Raw genomic sequence first — 20,610 nt, forward strand, 5'->3', positions numbered from 1 at the left:
AAAACTAACGACAGACGGTAAAACAACCAATGAAAAAAATAATAAGAACAGGTCTATCTCCTGTAGCAGCTGCCCTTGCCGGTGTATTTTTGTTAGGCGCATGCAGCCAACCCACAGACACTAATTCTGCAAACACTGCGCTTGAAGACACGGCGGACACAAAGCAGACCCTGCTGGTGGATGAGTCAAGACTGACCATTTATCACCCCGTCGACCTTACCGCTAATTTAGACCATCTGAGCGATAATCAGCACAAAATGCTTTCGCTTCTCATTGATGCATCAAAAATAATGGATGAGCTATTTTGGAAACAGGCATTTTTTGGCAGCAAAGCGTCTTTTTTAAGCGGGATTGAAAGTGAAGAGTTACGTCATTTCGCTTCAATTAACTACGGTCCTTGGGATCGTTTAAATGGCGATACACCCTTTATGAGTGGCTTCGATGCGAAATACGCTGGCGCACAGTTTTATCCCCATGACATGGAAAAGGCTGAATTTGCTACCGCAGAGTTTGCTGACAAGCAGGGGCTATACTCTATGGTTAAGCGCGATGAGGCGGGAAATTTATATTCCGAGCCTTATTCAGAAGCGTTTAAAAGTGATTTGATGGAAGCCTCTGATCTTCTTCTTGAAGCGGCAGAGCTTGCTGAAGATGAAAGTTTTAAGGCGTACTTAACACTGCGAGCAGATGCACTGTTAACCGATGACTACCTTGCCTCTGATATGGCGTGGATGGATATGAAAACCAACCCTATTGAGTTAGTGATTGGCCCCATTGAATCCTATGAGGATCAGTTATTTGGCTATCGCGCCGCGTTTGAAGCATACGTACTAGTGAAAGATTTAGCATGGAGCAAGAAACTGGCTAAATATGCTGCGTTTTTACCCGAGTTACAGCAAGGACTGCCAGTAGCAAAAGCTTACAAAGCAGAAGTGCCTGGGTCTGACGCAGACCTTAATGCTTATGATGTAATTTATTATGCAGGTCACTCTAATGCGGGCAGTAAAACCATCGCCATTAACTTGCCCAATGATGAACGTGTACAGCTAGAAAAAGGGACTCGTCGACTACAACTTAAAAATGCTATGCAGGCAAAATTCGACAATATCCTTGTGCCTATAGCAGAGACTCTTATTGTTCCTGAGCAGCGTCAGCATATTACTTTCGACGCCTTTTTTGCCAACACCATGTTCCATGAAGTGGCTCACGGCTTAGGCATAAAGAATACTCTTGATGGTTCAAGCACCGTTCGCCAAGCGTTAAAGGAGCACGCCTCCGCATTAGAAGAAGGCAAAGCCGATATTTTAGGTCTCTACATGGTGCAAAGTCTGCTTGAGAAAGGTGAGATTACAGAGGGCTCACTAGAGGATTATTACGTCACCTTTATGGCAGGCATATTCCGCTCGGTTCGCTTTGGTGCAAGCTCAGCCCACGGTAAAGCAAATATGATTAGGTTTAACTTTTTTGCACAGCAAGGTGCCTTTGAAAAGACTGAAGACGGACTGTATCGTGTCAACATGCAAAAAATGGGCGCAGCCGTTGAAGCGTTATCAGAGTTAATTCTTACCCTCCAAGGTGATGGTGACTATGATGGCGTTGCCGAACTTGTCGAAACAATGGGCGTAATTAAGCCGCAGCTTAGCTCTGACTTAGCTCGTTTAAGCGATGCCAATATTCCAGTGGATATACACTTTAACCAGGGCAAAAAAGTACTGGGGTTATCCGAGTAATCATACTTTCATTTTTACTTATACTTTATATGAAAAAAACGCCGCGTTATGCTCAATAACGCGGCGTTTTTCATTATCTCATTGTTTTGTAGGGAGCTCGCTATTCAACGTGCTGTTTCATATCTTCTGTGTACGGAGGCCATCCTAACGGTTTTCCAGCCAGTACATGCAGGTGAATATGGTAAACCGTTTGGCCACCAAACTCATTGCAGTTCATGACGGTTCTAAAGCCTTGCTCGGCAACACCTAAATCGCTAGCGACCTTTGCCGCCACCACCGATAAATGACCAACCATTTCCCTGTCGTCAGCAGTAATATCGTTGATTGTGGCAATGGCCTTTTTGGGAATAACAAGAAAATGTACTGGAGCTTGGGGATTAATATCCTTAAACGCCAACGCCATGTCATCTTCGTAAAGAATGTCCGCGGGGATTTCTTTATTAATAATTTTGGTAAAAATAGTGTCCGACATCCTGTTGCTCCTTTTATTCACTCTTAACTCTGACGCGCCTTTTAGCGTTATGCCGTTCTGACGCACTGCTTTTTTTCTCGCTTAGCTTTTCAACCACAGGTTAAGCAAAGACAAACCATAAAAGTATTGCACCAAGCGCGAGACGGTATATCACGAAAGGAAGCATACCTATGCGCGCAATCCAGCTTAAGAATAGGTAAATGCAAAGATAGGCACTCACAAAAGAGAACATAGCGCCGTACATTAATGCTTGCCAGTCCACCGCCTCGTTGGCTTCAATCAAATCGTAGGTTGCCAATAAGCCTGCACCCAGTATTACTGGTATAGACAATAGGAAAGAAAAACGGGCGCATGCTTCACGCTTTAAGCCAAGCATCAGTCCTGCGGTCATGGTTATTCCCGAACGGGACGTACCGGGTATTAACGCCAACACTTGTGCCAAGCCAATGAATATCGCTTGTTTCATGTTAAGTGTATCAAGCTCGTGCTTTCGCTTAGCAGTCGCATCAGCGTACCACAATACCAGGCCAAAAATAATGGTTGTTGCGGCAATAACCAGCGCCGTGCGGGCGTTGTCTTCAATCCAGTCCTTCATAAGAAAACCCACAATAACCGCAGGAATGGTCGCAATAATGACATACCATGCCAGCTTACTGTCAGTGGACTGCTGCTTACTGAACCCTTGCGTACACCATGCAACCGTCATCTGCATAATTTCTTGGCGAAAATAAATCATTACGGCTAATAAGCTGCCCACATGAACCGCGACATCGAAGGCCAAACCTTGGCTTACCCAGCCAAACAGCTCGGCCGGTAACAGTAAATGCCCCGAACTACTAATAGGTAAAAACTCTGTTACCCCTTGGATAATAGCTAAAATTATAATTTCAAAAAGTGTCATTCCCTTGCTTAGCTCCAGGTAAAGTCAACAGGCCACAGTCGCTGCTTCTGCTTATCGAAAGACGCCCACATGTGGGCATAGGTTTGTTGCGTTTCAGGGTGAATACTATTGGGTGCCAGCTCTGCCAATGGCCATAATACAAAGGCATTGTGACAAATCTCTTCTCTTGGTAACACTACGGGTGAACGAGTCACGGTGTCATCATAGGTAAGAAGGTCTAAATCCAATGTACGAGCACAAAACTTTTTGTCGGTGTGAACCCGCCCATTATCCCGCTCAATGTTTTTCAAGGTTTCGCATACGTGCTCTATACTCAGTGAGGTATTTGCCTTAGCCACTAAATTGTAAAATGGACTGCCGTTAAATCCTACCGCTTCACTTTCGTACACTGAAGACAGCGAAACGTCTTGAAAGTGCTTTTTTAATGCAATAATTGACTGTCGAGTGTAATGCTCTCGCTCAATATTAGAGCCTACACTAATTAAAATGGTGTGTTGAGGCATTAACTACGCTCTCGACAAAGCTCGACTGCCACCGTTTGTGCATTGGGTAAAATATTTGGCTTTACAATTTTAACGGTGATAGCGGACACCGCAAACTCGTCAAGTATCGATGTCATGACTGCGTTGCCAAACGCTTCTAATAGTTCAAACTCACTGCGCTGACCGACGTCAACAATACACTCTGCCACTTTTGCATAGTCAATGGTGTCATTTACATCATCGCTTTGCATAGCTGCGTTTAAGTCGGCGGTTAGGGTTACGTCTAAAAGCAGCGCGGTTTGCTGCGTGCGTTCCCAATCGTAAACCCCAATTAACGTATTCACCGTCAATCCAGTTATATATATTTTACCCATGAATTTTTTCAACTTGTGTGTTTACTGGTCTTACTACTGCGAATTGACCTACATAAATGAAGGCCAAAGGTGGTATATCGTATTTGGATGAAGTAGCGTTATGCTGATGCAAAGCTTACCGCAGTAAATGATGCACAACTATACCGCTGTATGGCAACACGGGGCAACTGAGGTTTTCATATTTAACGAAGACAAAAACGTTACGTGAGACTGACACTGCGTCGTTTCGGATGCTACATTGGTGAACCCTTAGTTTGAATGATGAGGGTCGCGGCCAGCAGTTAAGCACCTAATAGCGTTTTAACAATAAAAACATTAGGAAAATGAAACACTAATGAGTGAAGAAGTAAACTAATGATTTCCTTAACAATATTAATGGTTGCCGTTGCGTATCTTTTTGGTTCGATGTCGAGTGCGGTACTCATCAGCCGCGTATTTCTTCTTCCCGACCCAAGAACTGCTGGCTCTAAAAACCCAGGCGCCACAAATGTATATCGACTCGGTGGACGTGTACCTGCCCTTCTTGTGTTGGTCATGGATGTTTTAAAGGGAACCATCCCCGTTTATGGCAGTTACTTTTTAAATATTGAACCCGTGCTATTAGGGCTAATTGCAATAGCCGCGTGCCTTGGTCACATTTTCCCCCTGTACTTTGGTTTTAAAGGGGGAAAGGCGGTGGCGACCGCTTTTGGTGCCATGTTGCCAATAGGTTTAGACTTGGCAGGGCTTCTCATTGTGAGCTGGGTGCTTGTGGTCTTTATCACCGGCTATTCTTCATTGGGCGCGCTCGTTGCCGTAAGCCTAGCGCCTCTTTTTACTTGGCTGGTAAAACCGCTCTACACCATACCGGTGGCCATGTTGTCCATACTCATTATTATTAGGCATAAGGACAACATTGTACGGCTTTTAAGCGGGTCTGAGAGTAAAGTGTGGGATAAAGGGTCTATCAAAGAATGACTCGCCCCCAGCATTAATGTTTCAGCGCTAGTGTTTTGATATTAATGTTTTAATATTAGTGCTCCAGTGCTTATGCTCCAATACTAGCGCACCAACCCTTGATTAAGTACTTCAAGTTTGCCATCTATGGGCGTGAACGGCGCTATACCCATTATTTTAGCAAGGGCAGGATAAACCTCTAAGTTACTGAACACAGGCAGCGTCACTCCCTTTTTAAAAGCAGGGCCTGCAGCAATAAAAGTGGCGCCCATATCGGGCAGCGTATTGAGGTAGCCATGACCGCCTTTGCTGATGTGCCCTGTTGCATCATCAATAAAACGCGCTGGGGGTGACACCTCTAACAGGATGTCCCCCGTTCTACTCCCCTTTTCAAATTGACGCATTTCTCGCTGAGCATCACTAAGCACAACGAACCGTCCCTTATACCGCTCATTAGAGACAGCAGATAAGCGGTTTGCCTCTTGCAATATCGCTTCTTCACTCGCATCTTTAGGGGCATAAATATGAACTTGTGCGCCCTCGTTTTCTACCGAGAATGTATCTGGAATAGACAGTGCTGACACATCAATAACCTTATTGCTATCTACTGGGGTCATACCGTGATCCGATACAATGACCACATTAACGTTGATATCTAATGCTTGAATTCGGTCATACAACTCACCCACGAGGGCATCCACTTGCACAACCGCATCTTTGGTTAAGGGCGAATAAGGCCCTTCGTCATGACCTACCGTATCGGTTAGCGAAAAGTAGCCAGTGACAAAGCGAGGCCGAGATACTTCAGGCAAACTTAACCACTGAACCATCTGATCTATTCGCTGTTGGTAGCTCGTATATTTTGAATAGGGAAAATGGTAAGTGGGAAGCGAGCCGCCAATTCGTGCATCAGACTCTGGCCAGAAGAAAGTTGCCGCTTTAAGTCCGTTTAGTTCGGCTAAATTCCACAGTGGCGTTGCCGTAATCCAGGTACTGTCTGTTTTGCCTTTGCCCATACTGTAGTGAGCATAGCCGTCTTTCGTGGGTCTTGTTTTATCAAAAAAACGATTATTCACAATGCCGTGATGTTTAGGTAATAACCCTGTTATCAACGACAGATGATTAGGAAACGTATTTGCCGGATAAACCGGTTTCATGCTTGATGCACGCACCCCCTCTTTGGCTATGCGAGCTAGATGAGACGCGCCGTGTAGCTCGACGTAATCGTGCCTAAAACCATCAAGTGAAATCAACACAACGTACTGAGGGTGCTGCGCTGTTTTTTCGCTCGCACTTGCCGTGTAAGATAGCAGCAGAATCATCCATGCAGATATCACGGCGGCCATTAATTTAATCATACTCTTATTCCTTGTTGCGAACACATTAGGCGAACACAAAACAAAGCTGAAACCTACCCTTGTCATACTTGTGCCTAAACCTAGCACATAACTCTAATACCTAAACCTACATACCTAAACCTACATACCTAAACAGCCGTGCCTAAACAGCGGTAAGTGTGTCTAGCGGCCAGCGAGGCTTAGCCTGAGAGCTTAGTTCAAGGACTTCGTTTGCTTTTAATCTCTGCATTCCGGCATAGGCAATCATGGCTCCATTGTCAGTGCAGTAAGCTAGGCTGGGGTAGAAAACTTCGCCGTGTAGCTCATCCATCAACACCGTCATTTTTTGCCTCAGCATGTGATTAGCGCTTACACCACCGGCAATAACTAACCGTTTCATGCCCGTTTGTTTCAGCGCCCGCTTACATTTGATCATAAGCGTATCCACTACAGCCTCTTGAAATGCAAATGCGATGTTGGCTTTAACTTGGTCGCTGCCATCAGATGCTCTAATTGTGTTTGCGGCAAAGGTTTTGAGTCCACTGAAGCTAAAATCCAGACCTGGCTTGTCAGTCATAGGTCGTGGGAATTTATAATGGCCGGGCTCCCCCTTTTCCGCTAATTTGGCAAGCAATGGACCACCTGGGTAATCTAAACCAAGAAGTTTCGCGGTTTTATCAAACGCTTCACCAGCGGCGTCATCTACTGACTCCCCAAGCACTTCGTATTGACCAATGCCTTTTACATTCACCAACATTGAGTGGCCGCCAGAAACAAGCAACGCCACGAAAGGAAATGAAGGCGCATTGTCTTCTAACATTGGTGCTAACAAATGGCCTTCCATGTGATGCACACCAACAGCCGGTACATTCCACGCATAGGCGAGTGAGCGTCCAACGGATGACCCCACAAGTAAAGCACCAATTAAACCTGGCCCCTGAGTGAAGGCAACGCCGTCAATATCCTTTGGTGTGGTGTTCGCGTCAGTCAGCGCTTTTTCGATAAGGGGAATAATTTTGCGGACATGATCGCGAGAAGCCAACTCGGGAACGACTCCACCATAATCGGCGTGCAGCTTAACTTGGCTGTATAACTCATGAGAAAGCAAGCCCTGCTCGTCATCATATACTGCAATGCCGGTTTCGTCGCACGACGTCTCAATTCCTAAAATTCGCATTCAGCGCTCACCTTTTTACAACAAAAACCAATAATTTTACTAGCGATCTGCGGCGATCATCTTTATGATCCGCCCGTGATTATCTTTCTAACCCGACATTCAACACCCAGACACGCTCTAAAAAGGCAGCGTTATGGGGGATGAAACTGGGTAGCTTATGTTTCTTAGGCGCAGAGTTTACCTGTAAACCTGCATTCATGGAATGCTAGCAAAGGAGTAAATGCACGATATTGGCTATTTTTTAGCAATTCATCCTTTACTTTCTCTGTAGAAATGATTAGAATTTCGCACCATTTTTAACCCGGGTGGCCTTTTTAGCGCACAATTTTACCCGGATATACACAGTAAAGTTTTGAGGTGAGTGTTTAAATGCCTATCGTTAAAGTTAGAGAAAACGAGCCGTTTGATGTGGCGCTGCGTCGTTTTAAGCGTTCTTGTGAAAAAGCAGGTGTTCTATCTGAAGTTCGTCGTCGTGAATTCTTCGAAAAACCTACGTGGGAACGCAAGCGCAAGAAAGCTGCCGCTAAAAAGCGTCATCTTAAGAAGCTAGCTCGTGAAAACGCACGTCGCGTAAAACTCTACTAAACTAGGGTTTAATTACGAGTACGAAAGGTGTTGCCATTGCAGCACCTTTCGCGTTTCTGAAGTGTCAAAAAGATCCTTATTTGGATCTTTTTTTGTGTTTGCTTGCCTTTAATATGAGCCAAAATACAAGTTAAGCCAAAGTACAAGTTAAGCCAAAGTGCAAATTAAGCCAAAATACAAAGAGCAGGCCAAGCTCTAATACACAGAGTGTTACTAAGCCGCATCACAGATAGGCCGCAGTACAGATAAGCTACAGCACAGGGCAGACAGCGCACATCAATTACCCCTTCCAGATATCCAACCCGTTTTATAATAGCGCTGTAGTCAAACTTGGTTATCGAACCAACCACATTTAATTCTATTGTTCATCCTTTTTATTTGGTGCTTATATTTAGTTCACTTACTTTTTAGACTTCTCATTGAGTCCTTTCGCTTTTAAAGCTTCCATTTATCATTCTATTGATTATCCTATTACCCATAACGTTATATCCAACAACGACTCGCTAACAAAGGATACGGAAACTATCATGGCATTAATCGATGATTTAAAATCTGCCCAAAAAGATGCAATGCGCGCGAAAGAGAAGCTGCGCTTAGGCACTATTCGAATGGCCCTTGCGGCAATTAAGCAAAAAGAAATAGACGAGCAAATCACGCTCGATGACCCTGCTGTATTAGCGGTACTAACAAAAATGGTAAAACAGCGCCAAGACGCCGCGGCTCAGTTTGATGCAGCAAACAGAGACGACCTTGCAAGTAAGGAACGGGAAGAAATCACCCACATTGAACACTTCTTACCTCAGCCACTGACTGATGAAGAACTCAATGCGTTAATTGATGACACCATGGTTTCAACGGGTGCATCGGGTATGCAAGATATGGGGAAAGTAATGGGCGCATTAAAACCTAAGGTACAAGGTCGCACCGATATGGGCGCACTGAGTGCAAAAATTAAGGCCCGCTTAAACGCTTAAGAATGTAAACGCAATAGTCACCGATTCGAAAATCATTAGTAGAAAGTGCTGACTATTAGCAATTACCGCAACCAATAAACTTGGGTGCGGTAATACATTCTCATTCTTCGCTATCCCTGTTAAAGTAACCTCCGTTTTATTTATACGAATCCCTCATGGCTGGAAAAATACCCCGCGACTTTATTGATGATCTTCTCTCACGTACCGATGTGGTAGAAGTAGTCGATAGCCGAGTAAAATTAAAAAAAGCAGGCAAGAACTATCAGGCTTGCTGTCCTTTTCACAATGAAAAGTCGCCCTCTTTTACTGTCAGTCAAGATAAGCAGTTTTATCACTGTTTTGGTTGTGGCGCCCACGGCAACGCCATTTCTTTTATTATGGAGTTTGACCGCCTAGAGTTTGTTGAAGCCATTGAAGACCTCGCCAGATATCACGGGCTAGAGGTACCACGGGAAAAGGGCAGCCGCCCTGCTATGAGTGAGGAAAAGAAGCAGCAGCTGCAAGACGACTACACGTTGATGGAGCAGGTGACACGCTTTTTCCAACACCAACTGCGCCAAAACGGAAATAGTAAAAAGGCAATCGATTATCTTAAAAATCGAGGTTTGAGTGGCGATATTGTCAAGCAGTGGGAAATTGGATATGCGCCTGATGGCTGGAGCGCATTGCTTGATACATTTGGAAAAAGTCCACAACAAATAAAGCAGCTAATTGATTTGAGGTTGGTCAATAAAAATGACCAGGGCCGAACCTACGACTTTTTTCGCGACCGCATTATGTTTCCTATTCGGGACAAACGTGGGCGCGTGGTTGGCTTTGGCGGGCGAGTATTAGAAGACGGTGGTCCCAAATATCTTAACTCGCCAGAAACCCGTATTTTCCATAAGGGTAACGAGCTATTTGGCTTTTACTCTGCCCGTCAGCAAAACAGGCAGCTAGACACCGTTGTTGTCGTAGAAGGCTACATGGACGTGGTGGCGTTAAGCCAGTTCGATATTAATATTGCCACCGCAGCCCTAGGCACAGCCACAACCTTAGAACATATCCAAATGCTGGTTCGCGCAACATCGCACATTGTGTGCTGTTACGATGGTGACCGTGCAGGTCGCGAAGCGGCTTGGAGAGCGCTAGAAAACGCGCTACCTGCATTGAAAGACGGCGTGCGATTATCGTTTCTATTTCTACCCGATGGTGAAGATCCAGACACCATGGTGCGCCAGGTCGGCAAAGATACCTTCTTAGGCATGCTTAACGAAGCAATGCCGCTTTCGCGTTTCTTTTTTGAGAACCTACTTAAGAGTCATAATGTGGGCACACCTGAAGGAAAAATAGCCCTTAAGAAAGCTGCAATGCCTCTTATTGAGTCAACATTAGGTGCTGATCAGAAAAATATGTTGCTTGAAGAGCTGGCTAAGCACACCGGAGAATTCGACCGATTCAAGCTTCAGCAGGACATCTCAAAAGCAAACCAAGGCAGCAAAAAAGCCTACTCTCCCAATCTAACTCAGGTAAACAAACCCAAGTTATCACCACTTCGTATGCTTATTCGTCTTCTCTTAGACTCACCAAGACTGGCCGCGGCTTGTGACGATGTGCAAATTGGCATTTTTACCGGTAGCGCAACGGCGGGCATGGACTTGCTGCGCGATGTACACGCATTTTGTTTGGCTAACCCAGAGGCTAAAACCAGTCAGCTTGTTGAAAACTTCCGCGACCATCCCCATTCTTCTACTATCGCAAAACTATTGCTGCAAGAGCACTTAGTTAAAGATGAAGACGCAGAACGGGTCTATACTGATAGTTTTACGCGTTTACTTGATGCTCATCTTGAAAGCCGAATAGAGACATTACTCTCGCGCTCTCGGGTGCAATCACTAAGTAGAGCAGAGAAAGAAGAGTTAACACTGTTAATGAAAGAACGGCAAAATAGTTAGGGTGTATTGAACTTCGCTGCAAAAATGTGCGGCGACGGTCAGCACACCCTGTAGGTTTCAATTGCAAATGATTGCTGTTTAAAAAATCAGCCAGTATTCTGGTAAAACCACTGGTTTTTCTGTTATACTGGCTAATTCGCTGTGTTCAATCACAATGCATACAGAGCATTTACTGGCTGGCTGCTATGTGAACGAAAAAACAGCAATGTGAGTAAACAATATATAGCCGATAACACGGGCAAAACCAAACTCGGGCGGATGCGCATCGCACTCATAAGCGTCGCATTGGGCACAAACGGCATTGATACGAACATCAGTACTCCAGCAGATAAGATGAAACATACGCCAGCGTATGGTGTCTTGTCTATTGCAAACTAATTGAATGTGAGAAGTGTAGGTTATATGGCGCAAAGCAAGCAGTCTCAGATTAAGCTCCTGATTGCAAAAGGTAAAGAGCAAGGTTACTTAACCTTTGCAGAAGTTAACGACCACCTGCCGCAAGATATTGTCGATTCTGATCAAATAGAAGACATTATCCGCATGATCAACGACATGGGAATTCAAGTTTCTGAATCAGCTCCTGATGCAGATGAACTTCTCATGCAAGAAGCAAATGCAGACGAAGATGCAGCAGAGGCTGCAGCGCAAGCACTTGCAACTGTAGAAAGTGAAATTGGCCGCACTACAGATCCTGTCCGCATGTACATGCGTGAAATGGGAACCGTAGAACTTTTAACACGTGAAGGCGAAATTGAAATAGCCAAGCGTATTGAAGATGGCATAAATCAAGTTCAGTGTTCTGTAGCAGAATACCCAGAAGCAATTACGTACTTGCTTGATCAATGGGACTTATATGAAGCAGAAGAAATTCGCCTCAGCGATATTATCTCTGGCTTTGTTGACCCTGATGACGACCAAGACCTTGCTCCAACAGCAACGCACATCGGTTCAGACCTTTCAGAAGAAGAGTTAGAAGATGAAGACGATGATAGCGATGACGAGGATGAGGAAGAAGAAGACACTGGCGTAGATCCTGAATTGGCGAGAGCGCGTTTCGACGAACTTCGCACTCAATACATCAAAACTCGTGATGTCATTGAGAAGAAAGGTCGTTCGCATGCAGAAGCGCGTAAACAGATCAACGCACTAAGCGACATCTTTAAAGAATTTAGACTTGTTCCTAAGCAGTTCGATCGCATGGTGAAAAACATGCGTCATATGATGGACAAAGTACGTATTCAAGAGCGTCTTGTCATGAAGTTTTGCGTAGTTAACGCAAAAATGCCAAAGAAAGACTTCATTAAAGCGTTTGCAGGAAATGAAACATCAACAGCGTGGCTTTTTGCTGCAGTAAAATCTGGCGCTCCTTATGCCGACGAACTTGCTGTACATCAAGAAGAAGTAGAGCGCTGTATTAGCAAGATGAATCAAGTTGAGCAGGAAACTGGCTTGGTTATCGCAGACATAAAAGACATTAATCGTCGTATGTCTATCGGAGAAGCGAAAGCTCGCCGTGCGAAGAAAGAGATGGTTGAAGCTAACCTTCGTCTTGTTATCTCAATTGCTAAAAAATATACCAACCGCGGACTTCAGTTCCTCGACCTTATTCAAGAAGGTAACATTGGTCTTATGAAGGCAGTTGATAAATTTGAATACCGTCGTGGTTACAAGTTTTCAACGTATGCAACGTGGTGGATTCGTCAGGCTATTACGCGTTCAATCGCCGACCAAGCCAGAACAATCCGTATTCCTGTGCACATGATTGAAACTATCAATAAGCTAAACCGTATCTCTCGCCAAATGCTTCAAGAGATGGGCAGAGAGCCAACGCCAGAGGAATTATCTGAACGCATGTTAATGCCGGAAGATAAAATTCGTAAAGTGCTTAAGATTGCAAAAGAGCCTATCTCTATGGAGACGCCAATTGGAGATGATGAAGATTCACATCTTGGCGACTTTATTGAAGACAGCACCATTGTGCAGCCTTTAGACTCGGCGACGGGCGGAAGCTTGAAAGGTGCTACGCAGGAAGTACTTGCTGGTCTTACAGCCCGCGAAGCTAAGGTTCTACGAATGCGTTTTGGTATTGATATGAATACTGACCATACACTAGAAGAAGTGGGCAAGCAGTTTGACGTTACTCGTGAGCGTATCCGTCAGATTGAGGCTAAAGCGTTACGTAAGCTTCGCCACCCTAGCCGCTCTGAGCAGCTTCGAAGCTTTTTAGACGAATAGCATCTTAGCTGTAGCTTCACAGGTGAAACTACATCTAGGCATTAGTTTGAAGTGAGTTTGAGATGTGTTTGAAATTAAAGACTACATCAATCTAATGAGTGCCAAAACAAGCTAAATAAACAAACAAAATCCCTGGCGAAAGTCGGGGATTTTTTTTGTCTCTACGAATAGCTGACATCTCTATCGTGGTGGCTCCTACCGCGATCTCTCAATAAGTTGGTCACAGTCGCCAATTCAACTTTAAGAGAATAATTTTCTACAAGAACACTTCAGATACACTTTAAAGAAACGCTTTTCAGTGAAAGTCTAAAGAAACACGGAAAGATTCTTATAAATAGAGATAGAAATAAGCGGAATAGTTACTAATGAGAATGAGTAACTAAAGGTAAAGAAAATTAAAAACAAACGAGCCTCCGCAAGGAGGCTTTTTATTATAGATGAATCTAACCGTATCGCTACACGCGGAACTGTTTAGCTATAGACTCTAAGTGTTGCGCTAAATTAGCCAGTTCATTACACATACTTCCCAGCTCCCCAGAGCGTGTTGCCGTTTGTTCCGTGCGCTGATGAATTTCATCTACGTGGCGGACAATATCAATAGCAACAGTACGCTGGTCTTCGGTGTTGTGCGCGATTTGCTCGTTCATGTTGTTTATACGGCCGATGGTGCTGGTAATTGTTTCAAGGCTACTACCTGCTTTGTTTGCCGTTTCTACACTATTAGATGCTTGTTCGGTGCCCTTAGCCATCACTTGTACGGCAGATTGAGCCGCACTTTGAAGCTGCTCAATAGTATTTTGAATTTCTTCTGTTGATTGCTGAGTGCGCGACGCCAACGTTCTCACTTCATCGGCGACCACCGCAAAGCCGCGACCTTGCTCTCCAGCACGGGCGGCCTCGATAGCTGCGTTAAGTGCCAGTAAGTTGGTTTGCTCTGCTATTCCCTTAATAACGTCTAACACAGAACCCACTTTATTAGAATCAGACTCTAAACGACCTATCACATCGGCAGTTTCTTGTACGTTGTCTGCGAGTTGTTGAATGCTGATTACCGTTTGCTGAACAATCTGGCGCCCTTCACTTGCAGCGCTTGTGGCTTCGTTAGCATCACTTGCTGCTTGAGCAGCACTTTGCGCTACACCGTCAACCGAGCCGCTCATGGTATCAACGGCTTGTTTTGCATTAGTGGCTGAACGCTGTTGTACATCAATAGTTCGCTGTGTTTCTTCCGTCACGCCGCGTAAGTTTTGCGCTAAGTTTGAAAGTGGAAGGCTTGCTTCAACGACGTCTTTCACTACGCCCTGCAGTTTGTCCATAAATTGATTGAACCAGTGAACAAGTTCGCCAATTTCGTCTTCGCTGTTCGTTTCAATACGAACCGTTAAATCGCCATTTTCTTGGGCAATGTCTTTCAGTGAGCGAACCACATCGTCGATGCTTTTTTTAATACCACGAACAATAGGAATGGCAGTAGCAAACAACAGGATGGTTACTAACACAGCTAAAATTATTCCTGTGCTAATTAATGACGTATTAGCAGAGTCAGTATTTCTGAATGCTTCTTCAAATTCGCTTTGTTGGACATCTTTAAAGCGCTTCATTGCGGCAATAACATCGTCATAGGACGAATTCATTCTGCTAGACAGCTCGCCAAGCCTGCTAAAATCGGCAGTACCATTAACCATAGACTGTGAAACGTCGAAAGCCACTTTGAAATAATCATCAAATCCATCTGCGATATTTGCCATATCTGACCGAAAATCAGGGCTAATACCCGCAATTTGATTCATTCCGTCTTTTGCTTCATTTGCCAAGTTTTGAGCAGCAACGAGTGTATCTTGATCGCCTGTAGTCACAGCGCTAGATAGGGTATCCCGCACTTTTTGCATTTCAACAAGAGTGGACGCGGAGAGCTGAAGTGCTGGGAACTGCACCGTTTGCACTTTTTCTAAAATAGCGTCATTGTTTAACGCAGTATAGACAGTGATTAGAAGGTAAATAACGAAACTCAAAACAGCAATTCCTGGGATCAGGAATATCTTCGTCGCTATAGGCATTTTTTTAAGAAAACTCATCTGCTATCTCACTATTTTTATTATCGTCCAACTACTGCTCAGGAACACCTGACAAGACATTACTACTGTATATATCTACAAAATTAACGAAAACTTTAACAAATAGTTGAAGCTCGGCACTTAACGTACTTATTGAGTGCTCGCGCCGAGCTTCATTAGCGTTTTTAGAACACGTAGTTCACACCAACTTTAAGTAACGTTGCGTCGTTTAAGTCATTCAGGTCATCACTATACCACGTTACATCAGCTTTTAGCGCAAGGCCAGGCTCAACGTCGTAACGAAGACCAGCGGTAACCGCCGATACGTCTAAGTTTTGCTGCGCAGCAATGCCTGTTGCAGCTTGGTAAATACCAGCCCAGGTTGCGTCAGTCACCGCATCACCTGTTGATATAGTTGGAGGAAGTGCTGCAACTAAACCAAGCTGCGCGCCATTGTCAGCCTCTTCAACTTCATAAGTAATATGCGGAGTGAATTTACCAAAGCGTAAACCCGCAGTTACGTACCATGCTTTGTTGTCGGCAATAACAGAACCATCAACTTCTGTTTGCGTGTATTCAGCGGCTACAAACCAATCGTACTTATCAATACCTGCTGCCACTTCGAAAAATGTACCGGTATCGTCTTCTACTCGTAAACCAGATGCTAATGCTGATGCACCCGGAACAACAGCGCCAAACTGGCCTGCGCCATCTACAAAAGCATCAAAGTCTGCGTTAGCTGCGCTTGTCTTTCCAACTCCATAAAGACTGCGAGCACTAAACCAATCTCTTGTTACCTCTACTGAAAATGTCACTACATTGTTGATTTCTAGCGCAGCAGGGGTACCTGATATTGTTGTGTCGGTTTGTGCGCGGCCAGCTGTAAGCTGTGCACCGTATTCCCAATCACCCGCATAATTAGAGTAATCGACTCTCACACCATCAATATTGTTAAAGTCGATGCCGTACACCGCATCGGGTGGCGTTAACCAATGGTAAGAATAACCAACGTCTAGCGATGCAGAGTATTTGAATAACGGCATGCGAATACGACCCGCATTGATGCTTGTTGTATTAGACACGATGTATGTCATGTACGCCCATTCAAAATCGGCATTATAGTCATCTCTACCACGACCAACTATTTGCGCTGTTGCAGATAGCTTGTCGCTAATTTCGCCGCGAACTTGTAAGCCAAATACACTTGCTGGGTCAAAGCTTAAATCACTGTCGTAGTCGTAAACAGATTCGTCATCATCCAACGTCATGCCGGCAATAAGGTTAGCAAAACCGTTAATTTGAATATCAGCGAGGGCGGGTGCGGCCACAAGGCTAGCCATTGATAAAATAGCGAGTTTCGTTTTCATGCTTGTTCCTTTAATTCAGTATAATTCGGTAAAATTAAAATGTGGCGACTACGCGTACGCTATCATTCACAGCACCTGAGTCTACAAATCCGATGGCTCCCGGGTTTGACGCTACCTCAGCAATCACTTCTGCGTCAGTGCCCAACGTTTTTGGCGGCTGACCTTTTCCTGTAAATACGAGCTTCGACCAAAAGGCCGTTAATTGAGACGCCGTTTTGTTAAGAACTTTACCGTTAAATTCGTCAGTTGCTGGCTGACCTTCATCAAGTGCTACGGGCTCGGCTTGAGTGCCGCTAGGAAACGCCTTAGCTTTATTAAGGAACAGACGCGTAATTGTCGCTTTATCAAGCGAATCGCCATTGCTCGGGTGCACAACAACCGCTACATCGGCGAATGCCATGTTGCAGCAGAGTCCTGCTGCGAGTATCCACTTCTTCATAAGATTTCCTCTTAACTTTCAGTCGGTGATATATCACCTTACCTATAATGCTTAATTTGGGTGTTACTGTAATAACTCATAAAACATTAAATAATAATCACAATCGTCTATTCAGTTCCACGTGTGCCTAAGTATTAGTCACAATGTCAAATATCGCCAACTCAGCCTCCAATTTTTTACATTTTAAAAATTAATAACTTATGCTGAACTGGGCGTTATGGCGCGCAGTGTAATGAGAAGAAGAATTTTAACAAGTAGACTATCGACTAATAAATCAGCAAAGGGTTAGATTAGATATTCAATGACATATGCAATAATGAAAGCGAAAAAGAAAAATCTATTAAAATCAATCACATAGATAATTCGATGCGTAAGTTTACGCATGCAACTGCATATGATCGTATAAAAAGATATACCATAGGCAGTAAATCACAAAAGCGCCCTGTTTGTCTTGCCACAAGGCGCAGTCACTCAATGCGCTCAGCGTTCATTGCTGGACTTTGCTAAACATCGCCTTTTTTATACGGAATATCACTATCGAGCTTTTCAATCTCTTGGGTCCGTTTAAGGGGTGAGTCTGTATTTCTTGCTAGCCAGCTGTACGCCGTCGGCACTACATATAGCGTCATAAAGGCTGATACCAACACGCCTGAGAATATCACCATACCAATCACCATACGACTTTCGGCGCCCGGACCTGTCGCGAGCACCAACGGCAATGCACTGAAGACGGTTGTAAATCCAGTCATCACAATGGGGCGTAATCTTTGTGTGGCTGCCCGCTTTAAAGCTTCTTCAAACTCCATACCACTGTCGCGCAGCTGATTGGCAAACTCGACAATAAGAATACCGTTTTTTGCCGCCAGACCAATTAACATGACAAGTCCAATCTGACTGTAGATATTTATCGTCATCCCCGAGAAAAAGAGCCCAACATAGGCACCAACGAGTGCCAATGGTACTGTAAGCATTATCACTAGCGGATGTACCCAGCTTTCAAATTGCGCTGCAAGAATAAGAAAGGTGATGGCAAGTGCGAGCATAAACACATAGATAAACGAGCCACCAGCTTCTTGATAGAGCTGCGATTCACCTTTGTAGTCTATAGACACGTTGTCGGGTAACTCAGTACGAACAATCTCTTCTAGGTATGTTAGCGCCTGGCCAAGGGTATAGCCCTCGGCTAGGTTCGCTGAGATTGTCACTGCCCGCATTCTGTTGTAGCGATTTAGTCGTGAAGACGTCGCTTGCTCTTCAAAGGTGAGCAAGTTATCCATAGGAATGAGTTCGCCCGTTCTCGCAGAGCGGACGTACAAGTTCTCAATGTTATTTGGGCTTCTAAAGTCATCTTCGATACCTTCTAAAATAACATCGTATTCCTCTCCCCTATCGAGGAAAGTCGATACTCTGCGCTGTCCAAGCATTACCTCTAGTGTTCCACCAATATCACTTATGGACACACCTAAATCGGCCGCCCTGTCGCGGTTGATATTCACTAAAAGCTGAGGGGAGGTTTCTTTATAATCTGAATCTAATCGGATAAGCCCCGAGTTTTCAGCGGCTTTTTCAAGCACAGTATCTCGCCAAGCAACAAGGTTTTCATAGGTATCGCCTTTTAATACAAATTGTACAGGCCGCCCAAATCCGCCACCGGACACGCCGCTTCGCATAATCGAAAACGCTCTTACATCAGGCACTGCAGTAAGCTTTTCACTTAGCTCATCCATAAGCTCAAAGGTGCTAAAATCTCTCACATCCCAATCAGCAGAGCCCACAATCGCAATCCCTGCGTTGCCACCAAACCCAGGCGTTCTCACCAAAAGGCGATTAATTTTTCCATTTTCACGGTAGGGCATAAGGATATCTTCAATCTGCTTGAGATTGTCAGCGTTGCTCTTAAAGCTCGCGCCCTCTTGTGCGTTCATCAGAATAAAGAAGTTGCCTCTATCTTCTTTAGGCACAAACTCACTGGGTACTTTTTCTGAAAATTGAACGATAGCGATAACCGCAAATACCAGCAGCAACAGCATAAGAATGGGCTGATGCAGGGTTTTGCCTAAACTCGAAAAATAACGATTTTCAAGCGCGGAAAAGCGTGAGTCCATCCAGCTTCCAAAGCCAGAAGCTCGCTCTCGCTTTTTCAAAATTTTAGAGGCCATCATTGGCGTTAGCGTAAGTGCGGTAAAGCTAGAAAACGCTACCGCAGCGGCGATAGCCAATGCAAACTCAGTAAACAACCGGCCAATATTCCCTTCTAAGAATACCAGTGGAACAAACACTGAAATAAGTACGAGTGTTGTAGCAATTACTGCAAACCCAACTTCTTTTGCGCCTCGATAAGAGGCCAAAATGGGCGGTTCGCCCATTTCAATTCTGCGATAAATGTTCTCAAGTACAACAATGGCATCATCGACCACTAAACCTATCGCTAACACCATTGCTAACAAGGTAAGTAGGTTGATTGAAAACCCGAGTGCGTACATCACCACAAAGGCGGCAATCAGCGAGACCGGCACGGTAACCGCGGGAATTAAGGTTGCGCGAATATTGCCAAGGAAAAGATAAATCACGATAACAACCATAAGCATCGCTATACCAAGGGTTTCGTACACTTCATCAATAGAGGCTTCAATAAACACGGAAGAATCGTAGCTAGGTACAATAAAAATGTTATCTGGCAGTGAGGCCTCTATTTTCGCTATTTGTGCTTTTGCGGCTCTAGCGACTTCCAAGGTATTAGATTTCGACTGCTTGATAATACCAAGCCCAATCATATTAACCCCGTCGCCACGAAACTCAGTTTCATCGTCTTCTGCGGTTAATTCTACGTTGGCGATTTCGCCTAACCGAACTAGATACCCGTTTTCGCCCACTGCTACGGTTAATGCCGCAAAATCTTCTGGAGTAAGGAATGTGCGCGCGACTCGTACTTCAAAGTCTCTGTCCACCGATTCAACTTCCCCCGCCGGTAGCTCAACATTCTCCGCTCGAATGACTTGCTCTACATCGGCTACGGTAATGCCACGGGCAGACATTGCCGTTCTGTCTAAGAACACCTTCATGGCGTAGCGACGTCCGCCCCCTATTTGAACCCTCGCAACGCCATCGACAATAGAAAGTCGGTCGACGAGGAAGCGCTCTGCATAGTCGGTGAGCTCCATCGTATTAAGGTTAGTGCTTCGTAAGTTGTACCACACCACTGCACTTTCATCTGAGTTCGCTTTGGATACTTCAGGAGGATCGGCTTGGTCTGGCAAATTATTTAACGCACGACTGACCCGCTCTCGTACATCGTTGGCAGCGGCGTCAATATCCCGAGAAAGCTTAAACTCAATAGTAATGTCAGACCTGCCGTTTCGAGACGTTGAAGTCACGTTCTTAATGCCTTCAATGCCGGAAATTCTGTCTTCTAACAGCTGAGTTATACGCGTTTCAACAATATTGGCAGAGGCACCAGCATAAGTGGTATTCACCGATACAATAGGCGGGTCGATATCAGGGTATTCCCGTAGCGACAGCATGGAAATGGCAACCACGCCGAAAATAACCAGTATCAAGTTGATAACGGTAGCAAATACCGGGCGTTTTACAGAAACGTCAGACAATAACATAA

General features: G+C 44.7%; 17 protein-coding genes. 7 read left to right on the forward strand and 10 right to left on the reverse strand.

Going from position 1 to position 20,610, the window contains the following annotated elements:
* The first annotated feature begins 29 nt into the window (after positions 1-29).
* Positions 30-1,730 carry a dipeptidyl-peptidase 3 family protein gene (locus tag V7R39_RS02750; protein ID WP_334027899.1) on the forward strand — a complete coding sequence of 567 codons (1,701 nt, stop codon included), beginning with the start codon at positions 30-32 and terminating at the stop codon, positions 1,728-1,730.
* Between the two features lie 100 nt (positions 1,731-1,830).
* Here the strand turns inward: V7R39_RS02750 and V7R39_RS02755 are convergent, their stop codons facing one another.
* The 4 genes from V7R39_RS02755 to folB form a co-directional block, all read right to left on the reverse strand.
* Complete coding sequence (locus tag V7R39_RS02755) at positions 1,831-2,202, reverse strand: histidine triad nucleotide-binding protein (RefSeq protein WP_334027901.1); 372 nt, start codon at positions 2,200-2,202, stop codon at positions 1,831-1,833.
* 100 nt (positions 2,203-2,302) lie between these two features.
* On the reverse strand, positions 2,303-3,103 hold the full coding sequence (locus tag V7R39_RS02760; RefSeq protein WP_334027903.1) for an undecaprenyl-diphosphate phosphatase: 801 nt from the start codon (positions 3,101-3,103) through the stop codon (positions 2,303-2,305).
* 8 nt (positions 3,104-3,111) lie between these two features.
* Positions 3,112-3,606, reverse strand: coding sequence for a 2-amino-4-hydroxy-6-hydroxymethyldihydropteridine diphosphokinase (gene folK / locus V7R39_RS02765; protein WP_334027905.1), 495 nt, complete (start codon positions 3,604-3,606; stop codon positions 3,112-3,114).
* The gene (gene folB / locus V7R39_RS02770) at positions 3,606-3,959 is read right to left on the reverse strand and encodes a dihydroneopterin aldolase (protein ID WP_334027906.1); all 354 of its coding nucleotides are present in this window, start codon (positions 3,957-3,959) and stop codon (positions 3,606-3,608) included. The genes folK and folB overlap by 1 nt, the downstream gene beginning before the upstream one ends.
* 354 nt (positions 3,960-4,313) lie before the next feature.
* On the opposite strand from folB, the gene plsY reads away from it, so the two are divergent.
* Positions 4,314-4,916 (forward strand): glycerol-3-phosphate 1-O-acyltransferase PlsY, encoded by a 603-nt coding sequence (plsY, locus tag V7R39_RS02775; RefSeq protein WP_334027908.1) that lies wholly within the window; start codon positions 4,314-4,316, stop codon positions 4,914-4,916.
* Between the two features lie 83 nt (positions 4,917-4,999).
* Here plsY and V7R39_RS02780 read toward each other — a convergent pair whose 3' ends face one another.
* Positions 5,000-6,217 carry an alkaline phosphatase family protein gene (locus tag V7R39_RS02780; protein ID WP_334028146.1) on the reverse strand — a complete coding sequence of 406 codons (1,218 nt, stop codon included), beginning with the start codon at positions 6,215-6,217 and terminating at the stop codon, positions 5,000-5,002.
* Positions 6,218-6,395: 178 nt separating this feature from the next.
* Complete coding sequence (gene tsaD, locus V7R39_RS02785; protein WP_334027910.1) at positions 6,396-7,409, reverse strand: tRNA (adenosine(37)-N6)-threonylcarbamoyltransferase complex transferase subunit TsaD; 1,014 nt, start codon at positions 7,407-7,409, stop codon at positions 6,396-6,398.
* A gap of 369 nt (positions 7,410-7,778) precedes the next feature.
* Between tsaD and rpsU the strand changes: the two genes are divergently transcribed.
* From rpsU to rpoD, 5 genes are all read left to right on the forward strand, one after another.
* On the forward strand, positions 7,779-7,994 hold the full coding sequence (rpsU, locus tag V7R39_RS02790) for a 30S ribosomal protein S21 (RefSeq protein WP_012517258.1): 216 nt from the start codon (positions 7,779-7,781) through the stop codon (positions 7,992-7,994).
* A gap of 527 nt (positions 7,995-8,521) precedes the next feature.
* The gene (locus V7R39_RS02795) at positions 8,522-8,968 is read left to right on the forward strand and encodes a GatB/YqeY domain-containing protein (RefSeq protein ID WP_334027912.1); all 447 of its coding nucleotides are present in this window, start codon (positions 8,522-8,524) and stop codon (positions 8,966-8,968) included.
* A gap of 155 nt (positions 8,969-9,123) precedes the next feature.
* Positions 9,124-10,902, forward strand: coding sequence for a DNA primase (dnaG, locus tag V7R39_RS02800; RefSeq protein ID WP_334027914.1), 1,779 nt, complete (start codon positions 9,124-9,126; stop codon positions 10,900-10,902).
* Between the two features lie 207 nt (positions 10,903-11,109).
* Positions 11,110-11,280, forward strand: a complete 171-nt coding sequence (locus V7R39_RS02805; RefSeq protein ID WP_334027916.1) for a hypothetical protein — start codon at positions 11,110-11,112, stop codon at positions 11,278-11,280.
* Positions 11,281-11,304: 24 nt separating this feature from the next.
* Positions 11,305-13,137: an RNA polymerase sigma factor RpoD gene (gene rpoD, locus V7R39_RS02810; protein ID WP_334027918.1), complete on the forward strand. Its 1,833-nt coding sequence runs from the start codon at positions 11,305-11,307 to the stop codon at positions 13,135-13,137.
* A 455-nt stretch (positions 13,138-13,592) separates the two neighbouring features.
* On the opposite strand, the gene V7R39_RS02815 is transcribed toward rpoD, so the two are convergent.
* From V7R39_RS02815 to V7R39_RS02830, 4 genes are all read right to left on the reverse strand, one after another.
* Positions 13,593-15,212: a methyl-accepting chemotaxis protein gene (locus V7R39_RS02815; protein ID WP_334027921.1), complete on the reverse strand. Its 1,620-nt coding sequence runs from the start codon at positions 15,210-15,212 to the stop codon at positions 13,593-13,595.
* A gap of 164 nt (positions 15,213-15,376) precedes the next feature.
* Positions 15,377-16,558 carry a topoisomerase IV gene (locus V7R39_RS02820; protein ID WP_334027923.1) on the reverse strand — a complete coding sequence of 394 codons (1,182 nt, stop codon included), beginning with the start codon at positions 16,556-16,558 and terminating at the stop codon, positions 15,377-15,379.
* A gap of 34 nt (positions 16,559-16,592) precedes the next feature.
* Positions 16,593-16,997, reverse strand: a complete 405-nt coding sequence (locus V7R39_RS02825; protein WP_334027925.1) for a phosphate ABC transporter substrate-binding protein — start codon at positions 16,995-16,997, stop codon at positions 16,593-16,595.
* A 503-nt stretch (positions 16,998-17,500) separates the two neighbouring features.
* Entirely contained in the window at positions 17,501-20,608 is a 3,108-nt protein-coding gene (locus tag V7R39_RS02830) for an efflux RND transporter permease subunit (protein ID WP_334027927.1), read from the reverse strand.
* Positions 20,609-20,610 lie beyond the last annotated feature (2 nt).

Source organism: Alteromonas sp. P256 (assembly GCF_036864455.1).
Lineage (GTDB): Bacteria > Pseudomonadota > Gammaproteobacteria > Enterobacterales > Alteromonadaceae > Alteromonas.

Excerpts from the sequence above, each read along its gene's own strand:
- V7R39_RS02750 (WP_334027899.1), top strand. The coding sequence starts at position 30 with ATGAAAAAAATAATAAGAACAGGTCTATCTCCTGTAGCAGCTGCCCTT.
- V7R39_RS02825 (WP_334027925.1), bottom strand. The coding sequence starts at position 16,997 with ATGAAGAAGTGGATACTCGCAGCAGGACTCTGCTGCAACATGGCATTC.
- tsaD (WP_334027910.1), bottom strand. The coding sequence starts at position 7,409 with ATGCGAATTTTAGGAATTGAGACGTCGTGCGACGAAACCGGCATTGCA.
- V7R39_RS02820 (WP_334027923.1), bottom strand. The coding sequence starts at position 16,558 with ATGAAAACGAAACTCGCTATTTTATCAATGGCTAGCCTTGTGGCCGCA.
- rpoD (WP_334027918.1), top strand. The coding sequence starts at position 11,305 with ATGGCGCAAAGCAAGCAGTCTCAGATTAAGCTCCTGATTGCAAAAGGT.
- V7R39_RS02755 (WP_334027901.1), bottom strand. The coding sequence starts at position 2,202 with ATGTCGGACACTATTTTTACCAAAATTATTAATAAAGAAATCCCCGCG.
- rpsU (WP_012517258.1), top strand. The coding sequence starts at position 7,779 with ATGCCTATCGTTAAAGTTAGAGAAAACGAGCCGTTTGATGTGGCGCTG.
- plsY (WP_334027908.1), top strand. The coding sequence starts at position 4,314 with ATGATTTCCTTAACAATATTAATGGTTGCCGTTGCGTATCTTTTTGGT.
- V7R39_RS02780 (WP_334028146.1), bottom strand. The coding sequence starts at position 6,217 with ATGATTCTGCTGCTATCTTACACGGCAAGTGCGAGCGAAAAAACAGCG.
- V7R39_RS02795 (WP_334027912.1), top strand. The coding sequence starts at position 8,522 with ATGGCATTAATCGATGATTTAAAATCTGCCCAAAAAGATGCAATGCGC.
- V7R39_RS02815 (WP_334027921.1), bottom strand. The coding sequence starts at position 15,212 with ATGAGTTTTCTTAAAAAAATGCCTATAGCGACGAAGATATTCCTGATC.
- dnaG (WP_334027914.1), top strand. The coding sequence starts at position 9,124 with ATGGCTGGAAAAATACCCCGCGACTTTATTGATGATCTTCTCTCACGT.
- V7R39_RS02760 (WP_334027903.1), bottom strand. The coding sequence starts at position 3,103 with ATGACACTTTTTGAAATTATAATTTTAGCTATTATCCAAGGGGTAACA.
- folK (WP_334027905.1), bottom strand. The coding sequence starts at position 3,606 with ATGCCTCAACACACCATTTTAATTAGTGTAGGCTCTAATATTGAGCGA.
- V7R39_RS02830 (WP_334027927.1), bottom strand. The coding sequence starts at position 20,608 with ATGTTATTGTCTGACGTTTCTGTAAAACGCCCGGTATTTGCTACCGTT.
- folB (WP_334027906.1), bottom strand. The coding sequence starts at position 3,959 with ATGGGTAAAATATATATAACTGGATTGACGGTGAATACGTTAATTGGG.